Annotated in this window: 11 protein-coding genes; 2 read left to right on the top strand and 9 right to left on the bottom strand. The window is 62.7% G+C overall.

Annotated elements, in window-relative coordinates; translation table 11 throughout:
* Positions 1-6 precede the first annotated feature (6 nt).
* The 3 genes from AB6N07_RS18415 to AB6N07_RS18405 form a co-directional block, all read right to left on the bottom strand.
* Entirely contained in the window at positions 7-1,164 is a 1,158-nt protein-coding gene (locus AB6N07_RS18415; protein WP_370674518.1) for a tlde1 domain-containing protein, read from the bottom strand.
* Between the two features lie 118 nt (positions 1,165-1,282).
* Entirely contained in the window at positions 1,283-1,840 is a 558-nt protein-coding gene (gene hemG, locus AB6N07_RS18410; RefSeq protein ID WP_370674517.1) for a menaquinone-dependent protoporphyrinogen IX dehydrogenase, read from the bottom strand.
* Positions 1,841-1,971: 131 nt separating this feature from the next.
* Positions 1,972-3,078 (bottom strand): GNAT family N-acetyltransferase, encoded by a 1,107-nt coding sequence (locus AB6N07_RS18405; protein WP_370674516.1) that lies wholly within the window; start codon positions 3,076-3,078, stop codon positions 1,972-1,974.
* Between the two features lie 130 nt (positions 3,079-3,208).
* Here AB6N07_RS18405 and aat point away from each other — a divergent pair, with 130 nt between their 5' ends.
* A complete protein-coding gene (aat, locus tag AB6N07_RS18400; protein ID WP_370674515.1) occupies positions 3,209-3,895 on the top strand; it encodes a leucyl/phenylalanyl-tRNA--protein transferase in 687 nt (228 codons plus the stop codon).
* 86 nt (positions 3,896-3,981) lie between these two features.
* On the opposite strand, the gene AB6N07_RS18395 is transcribed toward aat, so the two are convergent.
* The 4 genes from AB6N07_RS18395 to AB6N07_RS18380 all read right to left on the bottom strand — a co-directional run bounded on the left by AB6N07_RS18395 (position 3,982) and on the right by AB6N07_RS18380 (position 7,085).
* Positions 3,982-4,599: a DUF2155 domain-containing protein gene (locus AB6N07_RS18395; protein ID WP_370674514.1), complete on the bottom strand. Its 618-nt coding sequence runs from the start codon at positions 4,597-4,599 to the stop codon at positions 3,982-3,984.
* 101 nt (positions 4,600-4,700) lie between these two features.
* Entirely contained in the window at positions 4,701-5,648 is a 948-nt protein-coding gene (locus AB6N07_RS18390) for a nucleoside hydrolase (RefSeq protein ID WP_370674513.1), read from the bottom strand.
* Between the two features lie 192 nt (positions 5,649-5,840).
* Positions 5,841-6,233 (bottom strand): NADH:ubiquinone oxidoreductase subunit NDUFA12, encoded by a 393-nt coding sequence (locus AB6N07_RS18385; RefSeq protein WP_370674512.1) that lies wholly within the window; start codon positions 6,231-6,233, stop codon positions 5,841-5,843.
* 120 nt (positions 6,234-6,353) lie between these two features.
* Positions 6,354-7,085, bottom strand: coding sequence for a PleD family two-component system response regulator (locus AB6N07_RS18380; RefSeq protein WP_370674511.1), 732 nt, complete (start codon positions 7,083-7,085; stop codon positions 6,354-6,356).
* A 664-nt stretch (positions 7,086-7,749) separates the two neighbouring features.
* Here AB6N07_RS18380 and AB6N07_RS18375 point away from each other — a divergent pair.
* The gene (locus AB6N07_RS18375) at positions 7,750-11,454 is read left to right on the top strand and encodes a vitamin B12-dependent ribonucleotide reductase (RefSeq protein WP_370674510.1); all 3,705 of its coding nucleotides are present in this window, start codon (positions 7,750-7,752) and stop codon (positions 11,452-11,454) included.
* Between the two features lie 200 nt (positions 11,455-11,654).
* On the opposite strand, the gene AB6N07_RS18370 is transcribed toward AB6N07_RS18375, so the two are convergent.
* Positions 11,655-12,212, bottom strand: a complete 558-nt coding sequence (locus AB6N07_RS18370) for an AAA family ATPase (RefSeq protein WP_370674509.1) — start codon at positions 12,210-12,212, stop codon at positions 11,655-11,657.
* An 11-nt stretch (positions 12,213-12,223) separates the two neighbouring features.
* Positions 12,224-13,156, bottom strand: a complete 933-nt coding sequence (locus AB6N07_RS18365; RefSeq protein ID WP_370674508.1) for an ROK family protein — start codon at positions 13,154-13,156, stop codon at positions 12,224-12,226.
* Between the last annotated feature and the right edge of the window lie 23 nt (positions 13,157-13,179).

Here is a 13,179-nt window from a genome sequence, read left to right as displayed (position 1 = left end):
GCCGATTCAGCCCTTGAACCAGGAAAACAACGACGCGACCTTGGGTTCGCTCTTATTGCCTAGGCGTGGCACCACCACCATCTGCCTGACCTCGCCTCGCTTGAACGCGGCCAGGAAGCGCGCGTAGTCGCGGAACGAAACGCAGCCGTTGGACTCGCCGGGCTTGCGGAGCATGTAGGTGTGAGCGAGCAGGCCATCGCGGCCGAACGGCTTCTTGCCGTCGGCGGGGGTGAGGCGGATGGCCTCGACGCCGTGGAACAGGCTCTCGCGCATGGTGAGCTTGTAGGTCCCCGGCGGCGTCGGTCCGCGCATCTTGACATGGATGTAGCGCGTGTCGTCCATCATGTCGCCGAGGCCGGAGTGGGCCTCGAGTTTTTCGCCGTTGGGCATGTGAACGACGCCAGCTGCGATGTCGTAGAGGGCGACGCCCGGCCTACGGAACGGCTCGACAATGGCGACCTCCGCCTTGGGCTTGGGATCGACGAGGACAGCCGGTTTTTCCTGTTTTTCTGGCAACGCCGGAGGAGCGACGACCGCCACGGGCGGAGCTGCAACGACCACCGGCGGCGCAACGGCTGCGACCTTGGGCGCCTCCGGCACAACTTCGACGGGCTTGGCCGGAAGAGCTGGGCGCGGCACCGGCATCGGGATTTCGGCCACCACCACCGGCGAGCGCAGCCCGGCGTTGGGGGCGGCGAGCCGGTCATGCCGAACCGCCAGAGCAGCCCGTCGTTCCAGCGAGATGTTCAATTGGAACCGCGCCTCGAACTGCTGCTGCCTCAAGCCTGCGGCCACTTCTGCAAGGCGCACGGCAACGGCGGCGGTCGCCTTGTTTTGGCGAGATAACAAGATGGCATCAGCCGAGAGGGTGCTTGCGGCCTCTTCCGTGATCGAGGGGAGTTTTTCGAATTTGGTCGGCTTTTTCGCCGGAGCCAGAGTTGCCGGCAGCGGGCGGACCGAGAGACCGGAATCGTAAATCGACTGGCGAGCAGCCGACAAGTTTTCGCTGACGGTACCGACGGCCGTAAGGCTGAGCCCGATCCACACCGCCGCCGCGGCGGTTACCGCCACGAAGGCGGCGGCGGCCGGCAGACCCGCGAACCCGATTGACGATCTGATGGAGATCGGCTCGTAACCGCTCGAATACGCTGCCAACGTCGCCATGCCAACACTCACTCAACGCCTACTCACGAAGTCCACGCGCCGACGCCCATATCAGGGCGGCGGCGGCGGAAAAGCTCCGTTCCGAGGTCAGGATCGCAAGTTATGGTAAGGAAAGTCTTTACAGCCGGGCTTTGACGAGCTTGGCCAACTCTTCCGACAACGCCTCAACCTCCGCCCAGTCGGTATACTCAACAACGGTGGTCGGGTCGGTAGGGCCGCCCGTAAGGGTCATGATCGCCTGGATCATCGTTCGGTCGAACCAACGGTAGGCGGGATAGTCGAGCCGGCCGGCAACGGCGGCGGCGAGGGCAGGGCGAAGGCCGGTCCGCTTCAGCCAATTGCGCAGGTAGACGTTACCTTCAGCGGTCTGCCGCCCAGGTTTGCGCGCCGTCAGATTGACGGAGACCACCGCAATGCGCGTTTCGGGGACCTCTGTCCGTAGTTGGGCGAGGAAACGCCGCGCAGGGGGCAGGTGGAAGCCATAACGGATAGCCGAGGCCAGCAACACGAGGTCAGCCTCTGCGTCGATGACGGTCGACACGCTGGCTGCAAGGTCGGTTACAGTCGCGCCAACGCCACGCCTATCGAGGTGTTCGGCGAGGCGTTCGACGATCTTACGGGTCTGCCCGTCGCGGCTCGCGAAATAAATGGCAATTCTCGGTCGCTCCGACGTCATGGCTTGTTTCCCGATCGGTGTCCTCATGGCACGACTCGCCATCCGCCGACCGAAGCCTAGACCAAAAAGTCGCTAGTTGGATCGGAGCTTTGCTCAACCCTTTGTTTTCAGGCTTTTCTTCCAGGGAAGCCTCAGCTTTTCGCGGAAGTCTTTCGCCGCGGGCGCTGGACGAAGTCCAGCAGTCCCAGCCGTTCAAGAGCACACTTGATCCGCGGCTTGAGGTCGAGAAGGGAGAGCACCAGACGGCCGCTGAGCGTTAATGGCTGGCGGAGTTCGAGCAGGCCGATGCTGTCGGCGCCGAACAGCTGTTTGTAGGATTCATCACCGATCGTCAGGTCGAAAACGGTGAGTCCAAGGTCGGCGACAGCGGCGATGCAGCTCTCGACCATCAAGAGGCCAGGGGCCCAGTTGGCAAAATTTATGCTGTAGGCAATGACCAGAACGTGGATGCCGTCGTCATCGATGAGGCCGAGGCAACCGGCTATCAGCTCATCGTCGAGACGCAGTCGGCCGACACGTGCCTGTGCCCCTTCCTCGACCAGCCGACGGTAGAAGCTGCGCTGGATAGCTGCGTCCCTGTCGTCGTTCACATCCTTGAAACGTTGATGGCGCCAATCGAGGAGGCTTTCAAGGTCAGGCAAAGCCTCCGGCCCGCTGATCAAATCGAAGGTCAGCCGTCCCTTGTTTTCGAGCTTGCGGCGGTTCTTGACGAGCCGACGGGCAGTGGATGCATCGAACCGGCGCTCGCGAAGCGCCGCGAAATCGGCATCGATCGGCACTGCGTGGGCCGAGTAGCTGGACGGACGCATCAGTTGCGCGATTCGCATTCGCTCAGCGGCTTCCGGCGGCACCCGCTCGATCGACAGGATGTCGGCCGGGGGCAACATTGCCACGAGAGCGCCCCAGAGGCGCGCCATTGTTTCCTGATCCGGTGCGAACTCTGGACTGACGAGGGCTGAATGATAGTCGCTGATACCCCGATCGGGCAGGGTCAGCATGGTAACGCCGTGGCATCGTTCGCGGACCAGCGGCAGCAGGAACAGCGGCTGGCCGCCGTCCGACTCGCGGATGACGCCGAGCCAGCAGTCCGTGCCGGATGGTTGCAAAACAGCGAACCAGGCTTCGAGCCAGCAGGGCGATTGGAATGGTGTCCGCTTGAGGCCGGGAGTGGCAAGCAGAGCGGGGATGGCGGCATTATCGGAGAGGACTGCGATCTCGTATCCTGACAAAGCGCCCATCTCGTCCCCGCTGTGCCGCCGATACAGTAGGCGATAGACTAAGTTATACAACTGACCAAACAGTTTATAAACGCGCTAGGTAAACTCGCCGAAAGCGCGGTTGGTTTTGGCGATGGAGGAACACGCGGACATGGCGGATCGGACATCGAGCGTCCCCACGCTCACGGCGGATATCTTGCTCAAGGCCTATGCGGTCGGCATGTTTCCGATGGCCGAGAGCGCCGACGATCCCAACCTGTTCTGGATCGAGCCGGAATGGCGCGGCATCATTCCGCTCGATGGCTTCCGTGTTCCCCGGCGCCTTGCCCGCACTGTTCGCAAGGACGGCTTCGAGGTACGGGTCGATGCCGACTTCTATGGTGTGGTCGAAGGGTGCGCCGCTCCGGCTCCGGGACGCGAGAAAACCTGGATCAACGCTACCATCCGCAAGCTCTACGGTGAGCTGTTCCGGCGGGGAAATTGCCATACCGTCGAAAGCTGGCAGGATGGCAAGCTCGTCGGCGGCCTCTATGGCGTGTCGATTGGAGGCGCTTTCTTCGGCGAGAGCATGTTCTCGACGGTAACCGACGCTTCCAAGGTGGCCTTGGTGCATCTGGTGGCGCGCCTCAGGGCTGGCGGCTATCAGTTGCTCGATACCCAGTTCGTTACCGATCATCTCGCTCGCTTTGGCACGACCGAAATCCCAAAGCGTATCTATGGGCAGAGGCTGACGGCCGCGCTGGGCACGCAAGGCGATTTCCATGCCTTGCCATCGTCCATCTCCGGGGCCGAGGCCCTTCGCTGGCTGCCGACGCAGGAGTCTGCCGATCAGACGTAGTGGCGCAAACTTCATGCGACACCTTCTAAAGGGGTCGCAACGGGTTGATGATTCTGAATGAAAAGTAGTTTAGCTAAGACGGCACATCAGTCTAGGATTTGGCCGTCGGTGCCTTCGCCCGCGGGGGCTTCAGCTGGCGCATCCGTCGGCGCATCTTCCATCATCATGCTGGGGACGGCGGGCTTGTCCGGCGGAATCGGAATCCCGCCAATAAAACTGAGCACGACCGGAGCGCCATCATCAACGCTGCCGGCGCCGCTGCTGGCTTGATTGGAGACCGCGACGCGCACGTCGGCGCTGCTGGCGACCGGCGGCGGAATGTCGCTGTCCATGCGGCAGCCTATCAGCCAGACATCGTAGACTGGATGCTCAACCGCGTTGAGACCTGGGCTTGCAGCGAACATCCAGCCAGAAAAGATGCGCTTGATCTCGTTATCAAGGGTGATCTCTTCCACGTCGACGAAACCATCGGTCTCAGCTGCCTCGGTAGCCGGGCGGCTATAGCAGACCTTGGGTGTGACGCGCAGCGTGCCGAAGCGAACGGTCTCATCGACATAGACGTCGAAATCGATGGTCCGGCCGGTGATCTTGTCGAGCCCGGTAAAGACGGCCACCTTGTTGGCAATCTTCTCAGCCGAGGCCGGTCCGACGAGAGCGGTCGTCAGGCCGAGGGCGGCAAGCGGAAGGATGATCTTGAACGTCATGGATCGCATCTGACTGGCGTGGCTCTCGGCTTGGCGCGGTGCGCTGGGCGCCTTTGTCGCACCCAACACGCCAAATGCGGCAAGCTCTTGGCATCCCCTTATCAGGGCAGGCGCCGGAATGCTTCCAGAATCAGCTCGAAGAACCCCTCGGCGTCGATTTTGGTGATCCAGGTGGCGTTCTTCTCACGCCCGGTCACCGCCCAGCGGTCGACCACCGTCTGGCCGAAACAGAGGCCGGGGGTGGTTTCGATCTCGACATTGACGAATTTGCCCTCGAACAGATCCGGTTTCAACAGGTAGGCTAGGGTCGTCGGATCATGCAGCGGGCCGCCGTCGGAACCGTATTTCCGCTCGTCGAAGCGTTCGTAGAACGAGAGGAGGCCGACGAAAGCCTCGGCGGCTTTGCGTTTCAACGCACCGAGATCGGCCAGCCATGCCTTGCGGATCAGAGCCTGATGGGTGACGTCGAGCGACATCACCACGATCTCGGCGCCCGAGCGGAACACGCGTTGGGCGGCGTGCGGATCGACCCAGATGTTGAACTCGGCGGCCGGCGTGGAGTTGCCGCCTTCGATGTTGGCGCCGCCCATCAGCACGATCTTGTCAAGCCGCGTGGCGATGCGCGGCTCCTTGGCAATTGCCATCGCGACGTTGGTCAGCGGACCGAGCGGTACCAGCGTCACCGATTTTTCCGGCCGACTCATCACGCAGTCGACAATGAAATCCGGCGCGAACTCCGGGCGAAGAGGCGTTACCGGATCGGGGAAAGTCCAGCCATTGAGGCCAGTCTCGCCGTGAACATATTCGGCGGTCTCGAGCTTGACGGCGAATGGCGCCGATGCACCGGCGAACACGGGAACATCGGCGCGGCCGACGAGCTCCAAAAGCTTCAGCGCATTGGCCGACGTCTTGGAAAGACCGACGTTGCCGGCGACCGTGGTAATGCCCAGCACGTCGATCGTCTCCGGAAAGGCGAGCGCCAACATGAAGGCGACGGCGTCGTCCTGGCCAGGATCGGTGTCTATGATGATCGAGCGTGGAGACATCAAAGAAAATCCTTCGTTCACCGCCCTCTCTGGCGAGCGGATTGACTAACCTATTTGAATCGCGACCTTATCGCTTCCGCTTGGGGAGTCCAACAGCGCCGGCCGCCTCAACTGGCTTTTCCGCCGTCCAATGAAAAACGGGACGGAGCGATCCATCCCGTTGTCTGTCCGGTGTGCGAGAAAGCGGCCCCTGAACTAGGCCCCTGGCGTCCAGGCATCGTAGTCGCCCGTCACGGCCGGCCGGCCCTCCGACGAGGCGAGCGATCCCTTGGGCCTATAGGCTGCAGCCGAGCCGGTCAAATTGGGCTGATGCGGCTTCTGCCAATCGCGTGGCCGATAATGCTCGCTGGTCGGCGGTTCGTTGGTGCGATGATGCATCCAGCCATGCCAGCCGGGCGGGATCTTCGAGGCCTCGGCCTCACCCTTGTAGGTGACCCAGCGGCGGGCGCCATCCTTCGTCTGGTAATAGATGTTTCCCAGTTCGTCCTCGCCGACGCGCTGTCCCTTCTTCCAGGTGTAGAAGCGGGTACCCAGGGTTTGCCCGTTCCACCAAGTGAAGACTTCGGTCAGCAGTTCCTTGAACGTCATGATCTCCGAACCCATCGCACAGGCGCGGCCAGCGGCCTCGCCATCCACGTATTTGCGCGGACTATGGCGAGGTAGCGGGGGCTTGTCCAGAGCCGCCTTCGGCTTTTTGCGGAAGTAGCTTCACCCTCGGCGGAGCGCAGTCCAGGCTGGTTTGGCCGCCGACTTCTCCGTCGGCGCGGCGTTGTCTGGTTTGAGACCCGCCTTGCGCTCGAGCTGTTCCTTGGTGCGCAGGAAGGCTTGCCACTGGTCGACTGCCATGGTTCCGTTGTCGGGAGCTTCCTTGGCAACGGCGGGTGGTGGCAGTGGCGCCGCTTCAGGCTTGCGAATCGGCTTGGTGTTTGCCGCCTTGCGGACCGCGGCGGCCCGCTCTTTCTGAGCCATCATGGATTCCCGCACGCCTTCGATCTCAAATGAGCCGCGCGGTCCGAGAACCAGCTCGCGCTGGTCGCGCTGCAACCAGGCGACGCGCTCCTGCAGCACCGCCGGCGAGATCGGTTTGACGACGATAAGATTCGCACCGGCCGCCATGGCCTTGTCGATGATGGCGCGCGTCGGCGTTGCCGTCACGATGATGACCGGAACATAGCAGAGCGGTTCCATGAAGCGAGCCCGCACCATGCGCAGCAACTGGTGTCCGCTGACAAGTCCGGCCCGCCATTCGCAGATGATGAGATTTGGCGGCTCGTGCAGCATGGCGTGCAGGGCTGCTTCGGTGCTGTCGAACAACCGGATGCGCCGCACCTTCATGGCGTTCAGCATCGAGCGGATGATACCCTGCATGGTCTTGGAGTCGTCGATGACCGCGACATCCAGCTGCTCGTTGGGAACGGCATAGGTGGCGTGATGCGGCATGACGTGTCGGCTCCGGAACTCGTGTACGGCGGCGCGGTTTATCAGGACGGGCGCGCCTTTGATGGCAATGACGCCGAGCAGACCACAAAAGCCTCAAGAACCGTTGAATCGATATGGTTTAGGTCGTCTGAATCCTTTTGCTAGAAGCGTAGGGAAATCAGAATTTCCTACATATAGTATGTTGAGATCACATTTTAGCTACATGATGTTGTCATGAAGGCGTGAGTGGTTTAGCATCTGCCTTCGTTGCCAGTGAGTCCCGCCCACCCTTCCGAGGCGGCGGAATCACCGGTGACGGCGTCCATCGCCGGGTTGATTGGCGTTGAGAGGCAAGCTTCCGCCGACCCTGCGAATCGGTTGCCGGCAAAGCACCGTCAAGACGAAACTCTTCATCGAGATGCGAATTCCGGACTGGCCGGAGAAGACTGTTGAAAGCTTCCGAAGGTTGGGGAAAACGCATTAACACTTAATTTACGGAATCGGCGGAACCCTACATGTAGGGGCCAGTTGAACGGGGTGGACACTAGATGAAGTGCGGAGCCGGCGAATAACCCGGAATTCCGCGTCATTCGGCAAATGGTGTTCACGGACGTAAAATGGACCAGATCAGGAAATCGAGCGCGTCTGCGCTGCGTGTTTCCAACAAATTTCAAGGGGCTAAACAATGTTGTTCGAGCGGCGCTTTACCAAGGAAGGGCACTCGCCATACGACGGGATCGAGTTCCGCGTGGCGGTCAGCGAGATCCGCAATCCCGACGGGTCCGTCGTCTTCCGTGCTGCCGACATCCACGTGCCGGCCGCCTGGAGCCAGGTGGCGAGCGATATCCTGGCCCAAAAGTATTTCCGCAAGGCTGGCGTGCCGGCCGTGCTGAAGCGTGTCGAGGAGAACTCCATCCCCTCATGGCTGTGGCGCTCCGTGCCCGACGAGGAAGCACTCGCCAAGTTGCCGGAAGCCGAGCGCATGGTCGGCGAGACCGACGCGCGCCAGGTTTTTGATCGCCTTGCTGGGACCTGGACCTATTGGGGCTGGAAGGCCGGTCATTTCTCTTCGGAAGAGGCGGCACAAGCCTTCCATGACGAACTCCGCTACATGCTGGCCACCCAGCGCGTCGCGCCGAACTCGCCGCAGTGGTTCAACACCGGCCTCCATTGGGCCTACGGCATCGATGGCCCGAGCCAGGGGCACTATTACGTCGACTTCAAGACCGGCAAGCTGGTCCGCTCAGCCACCGCTTACGAGCATCCGCAGCCGCACGCCTGCTTCATCCAGTCGGTCGAGGACGATCTCGTCAACGAGAACGGCATCATGGATCTGTGGGTCCGCGAGGCGCGCCTGTTCAAGTACGGCTCCGGCACCGGTTCCAACTTTTCCAAGCTGCGCGGTGTGGGCGAGAAACTCTCCGGCGGCGGCAAATCGTCGGGCCTGATGAGCTTCCTGAAGATCGGTGACCGCGCCGCGGGCGCCATCAAGTCGGGTGGCACGACGCGCCGCGCCGCCAAGATGGTGGTGGTCGACATCGACCATCCCGATATCGAGCAGTACATCAACTGGAAGGTCAAGGAAGAGCAGAAGGTTGCGGCGCTGGTTACCGGCTCCAAGATCTGCTCCAAGCACCTGACCGCCATCATGACGGCCATCACCGCCGAGACGGCGTCGGGCGACGATCGCTTCGACCCGCTGAAGAACGTCGGCCTCAAGCGCGAGCTGCGCGCCGCCAAGCGAGCGCTGGTGCCGGAGAACTATATCCGCCGCGTCATCCAGTTCGCCAAGCAGGGCTACACCTCGGTCGAGTTCCCCGTCTACGACACCGACTGGGATTCGGAAGCTTATCTCACCGTCGCCGGCCAGAACTCCAACAATTCGGTGCGCGTCACCGATGCCTTCCTCCGTTCCGTCGAGACTGACGGCAAGTGGAACCTGACAGCCCGCAAGGATGGCAGCGTCGTCAAGACGCTCGAAGCGTCGGACCTTTGGGAAAAGATCGGCTATGCCGCCTGGGCGTCGGCCGATCCCGGCATTCAGTATCACACCACCATCAACGACTGGCACACGTCACCGCAGTCGGGTGAGATCCGCGCCTCCAATCCGTGCTCGGAATACATGTTCCTCGACGACACGGCCTGCAACCTAGCCTCCGTCAACCTCTTGCCCTTCCTCAACGCCGACAAGAGCTTCGACGTCGAGGGCTTCAAGCACGTCTGTCGCCTGTGGACGGTGGTGCTCGAGACGTCGGTGACCATGGCGCAGTTCCCCTCGCGCCAGATTGCCCAACTGTCCTATGAATTCCGCACCCTCGGTCTCGGCTACGCCAACATCGGCGGCCTCTTGATGTCGTCGGGCATTCCCTATGACAGCGCCGAGGGACGCGCCATCTGCGGCGCCATCTCCGCGGTGATGACCGGCATCGCATACGCCACCTCGGCCGAGATGGCGAAAGAACTCGGCGCCTTCGCCGGTTACAAGAAGAACGCCCAGGACATGCTGCGCGTCATCCGTAACCACCGCCTCGCCGCTCATGGCAAGGCGACCGGCTACGAAAAGCTCAATACGTTGCCGGTGCCGCTCGACCACGCTTCGATCAAGGACAAGCCGCTGCTCGACGCCGCGATTGCCACTTGGGACGCAGCGCTCGCCCTCGGCGAGAAGCACGGCTACCGCAATGCGCAGGTTTCGGTGATCGCGCCGACGGGCACCATCGGTCTCGTCATGGACTGCGACACCACCGGTATCGAACCCGACTTCGCGTTGGTGAAGTTCAAGAAGCTGGCCGGTGGCGGCTACTTCAAGATCATCAACCGCGCCGTGCCGGATGCGCTGCGCGCGCTCGGCTACACGGAAAGCCAGATCGCCGAAATCGAGGCCTACGCCGTCGGCCACGCCTCGATCGATCAGGCGCCTGCCGTCAATACCGGCTCGCTCCGGGCCAAGGGCATGTCGGACGCCGCCATCGACAAGATCAAGGCTAGCCTCAAGAGCGCCTTCGATATCAAGTTCGTGTTCAATCGCTGGACGCTCGGCGACGACGAAATGAAGAAACTCGGCGTCAGCGATGCCCAGATGAACGATACGTCCTTCGAGCTGCTCGCCCACATGGGCTTCTCCAAGGCCGACATCGAGGCCGCCAACACCCATGTCTGCGGCGCCATGACTCTGGAGGGTGCGCCGCACCTCAAGGCCGAGCACCTGCCAGTATTCGACTGCGCCAACGCCTGTGGCCGCACCGGCAAGCGCTTCCTGTCGGTCGAGAGCCACATCCGGATGATGGCGGCGGCGCAGCCGTTCATTTCTGGTGCCATCTCCAAGACCATCAACATGCCGAACGACGCCACCGTCGACGACTGCAAGGAAGCCTACATGCTGTCCTGGCGTCTGGCGCTCAAGGCCAACGCGCTCTATCGCGACGGCTCCAAGCTCAGCCAGCCGCTGAACTCGCAGCTTCTCGCCGATGACGACGATGAGGCCGAGGATGCGGCCGAGATGCTCGCCGCCCTGCCGGCCGCCGCGCGGGCGGCGCTGATCTCCGAAAAGATCGTCGAGCGCATCGTTGAGAAACACGTGCGCGACCGCGAGCAGGAGAAGCTGCCGACCCGCCGCAAGGGCTACACGCAGAAGGCCAAGATCGGCGGCCATACGCTGTTCCTGCGCACCGGCGAATATGATGACGGCCGCCTCGGCGAGATCTTCATCGACATGAACAAGGAAGGTTCGGCGCTCCGGGCTCTCCTCAACAACTTTGCCATCTCGGTGTCGCTCGGCCTGCAGTGGGGCGTGCCGCTCGAGGAATATGTCGATGCCTTCACCTTCACCCGCTTCGAACCGGCGGGCATGGTTCAGGGCAACGAGATGATCAAGAACGCCACGTCGATACTCGACTATGTGTTCCGCGAACTCGCCGTTTCCTACCTCGGTCGCTACGAGTTGGCGCATGTGGTGCCGGACGACCTGAAGCCGACCGGCGGCGAGGGCAGGGACACCAGCGGCCGTGGCGGCGAGATGGCTGTTTCCAAGGGGCTTGTGCGCGGCAAGCAGTTGAAGCTCGTCTCCGCCATGCCCGAGCCAAAGGGATCGGCCGCCACTGGCGCGACCGGCTCCAACGTCTCAGCTTTCGCGACGGCACGGGCCGGCGCGGCGGTGACCGGTGTCGCCGGCTCGGCCGCCACCGCCCTCCGCCGCGATGCCGAGGAAGCGCAGGCTCCATCATCGGTCGGCACCACCCAGGCCCAGCCCGACTATGCAACGCGAGTCGCCCACGCCCGCATGAAGGGCTACGAGGGCGAGTCCTGCTCGGAGTGTGGCAACTTCACCATGGTGCGCAACGGCACCTGCCTGAAGTGCGACACCTGCGGCGGCACTAGCGGCTGCAGTTGACGTCGCGCACTATCTATAGCTGCTAAACACGAAGCCCCGGATATCCAGTGATATCCGGGGCTTCGTGCCATTTGCGGAAGGCATTGTTTTGCGTCGGGTGCGAGCCCTGGCTTCGTGTTGTGACGCAAGCATGTTTCAGGATCGGACCGGCGCCTGGGATCCAAGCCAATGGTGAGATCATCGCTCTCGAGAAAGCCACCTCACGATTGTGCGTAGCGGTTCGCTTTCTCGCAAAGCAACTCGTTGAGCTTGCCAATGAGTCCGTCCTCATCCAGCGGACGATTGGTGTCGATATCGATCACTGGCCAGCGGCCGATAGGCGTGGCGCGAGCGGCGAGGTCGGCGAGTTCCTCGGCATAGCTGGCTGCTGGATGGCCGGGATGGCGTTGGCCGGCTCGCGCGCGATAGCGCTCGGCGCAAACCTCGGGCGGCGAATGGCACCAGATTTCAATGACCGGTGCCGCCTCCGCTCGGATGAGATGACCTTCGAGCAGATCAAGCGGTACGAATTTATGCCAAGCGTCGACGATGGCACCGAGCCCGTCGGGAAAGGCGGCAATGGTGGCGAAGATGGCTTGGTAGCTGGCGCGGCCGAGTTTGCGGCTGTAGTCGCGGTCGCCAATGCCCAGGTGGTCGAAGAAGGCTTCCTTGACGGTATCGACGGCAAGAATCGGCAGTCTCAGTCGGCGCGCGATCGCCGCGGCGACGGTGGACTTGCCGCTGGCCGGCACACCATTGACGAGAAGTATGGGATGCATGACGGCTTGCTTCAAAAGAGGGCGGGCTGAGGAGCGGCGACCGATGTCCGCCGAGGGCTTGCCACGTTTTCGATCCGGCCAAGGGCGCACAGCGCGGCGCCGATGACGCCGGCATCATCTCCGAGTTCGGCCGCCCGGATATCGTAGTGGTACCAGCTCTCCTCCGGAGGGAGCCGCTCAAGGGCTCGAACCATGGCTGTGCCGAGACCGCCCCCAAACAGGACGACATCCGGATCAAAGGCTGCCGCCATAGAAGTCGCCGCGTCGCGCATCGGCGCGGCCCAGGCCGAAAGAACGCTGTCCGCGACCTTGTTGCCCCCTTCGGCCGCGATGAAAAGGTCATCCACCCTAGTATCGGAGGCAAGCCCAGCTTCTTGGATGTGCCGCCCGAGTGCCGTTCCGGAACTCGTCGTCTCGACGCAGCCTCGACGGCCACAATTGCAAAGCTCGCCGCCGGGCCTGACCGTGATGTGGCCAAGCTGGCCGGCGGTCGCCCGGCCGTGGACCGGTCGGCCGTTTTGAGCGATGGCACCGCCGATTCCGGTGCCAATGGTGAACATCACAACATTGGACTCACCACGCGCCGCGCCAACCGCGCATTCGGCGATCAGCGCCATGGTGCAATCATTTTCGACGCTAACCGGCAGGCCACTGGCCGTTGCGAGCAAATCGGCAAGCGGCAGACCGCCGAGGTCGAGATAGCCGGCGGAGAGCACTCGGCCGGCGGTTGCGTCGACGCGGCCGGGCATGCCGACGCCGATAGCCTTGACGTCCGGGCTCCGCCTCGCCGCGACAATTTCGATGAGACGGGCCATGAAGGCCTCTCGCCCCTTGGTAACGCGTTCAGCATGATGCCATCGTATGACGCCGGCCGCGTCGACCTCTGCGACACGGAGATTGGTACCCCCGACGTCAAAGCCGAGCGCTGTTGGTTTGCTTGTCATGAATTGCCTCCCGTCGCGGATAT

The sequence above is a fragment of the Pleomorphomonas sp. PLEO genome (assembly GCF_041320595.1).
Classification (GTDB): Bacteria; Pseudomonadota; Alphaproteobacteria; order Rhizobiales; family Pleomorphomonadaceae; genus Pleomorphomonas.
This window is presented reverse-complemented; position numbering and strand designations above follow the sequence as displayed.

Excerpts from the sequence above, each read along its gene's own strand:
- AB6N07_RS18380 (WP_370674511.1), bottom strand. The coding sequence starts at position 7,085 with ATGCCGCATCACGCCACCTATGCCGTTCCCAACGAGCAGCTGGATGTC.
- AB6N07_RS18375 (WP_370674510.1), top strand. The coding sequence starts at position 7,750 with ATGTTGTTCGAGCGGCGCTTTACCAAGGAAGGGCACTCGCCATACGAC.
- AB6N07_RS18395 (WP_370674514.1), bottom strand. The coding sequence starts at position 4,599 with ATGACGTTCAAGATCATCCTTCCGCTTGCCGCCCTCGGCCTGACGACC.
- AB6N07_RS18370 (WP_370674509.1), bottom strand. The coding sequence starts at position 12,212 with ATGCATCCCATACTTCTCGTCAATGGTGTGCCGGCCAGCGGCAAGTCC.
- AB6N07_RS18365 (WP_370674508.1), bottom strand. The coding sequence starts at position 13,156 with ATGACAAGCAAACCAACAGCGCTCGGCTTTGACGTCGGGGGTACCAAT.
- AB6N07_RS18405 (WP_370674516.1), bottom strand. The coding sequence starts at position 3,078 with ATGGGCGCTTTGTCAGGATACGAGATCGCAGTCCTCTCCGATAATGCC.
- AB6N07_RS18385 (WP_370674512.1), bottom strand. The coding sequence starts at position 6,233 with ATGACGTTCAAGGAACTGCTGACCGAAGTCTTCACTTGGTGGAACGGG.
- AB6N07_RS18415 (WP_370674518.1), bottom strand. The coding sequence starts at position 1,164 with ATGGCGACGTTGGCAGCGTATTCGAGCGGTTACGAGCCGATCTCCATC.
- hemG (WP_370674517.1), bottom strand. The coding sequence starts at position 1,840 with ATGACGTCGGAGCGACCGAGAATTGCCATTTATTTCGCGAGCCGCGAC.
- aat (WP_370674515.1), top strand. The coding sequence starts at position 3,209 with ATGGCGGATCGGACATCGAGCGTCCCCACGCTCACGGCGGATATCTTG.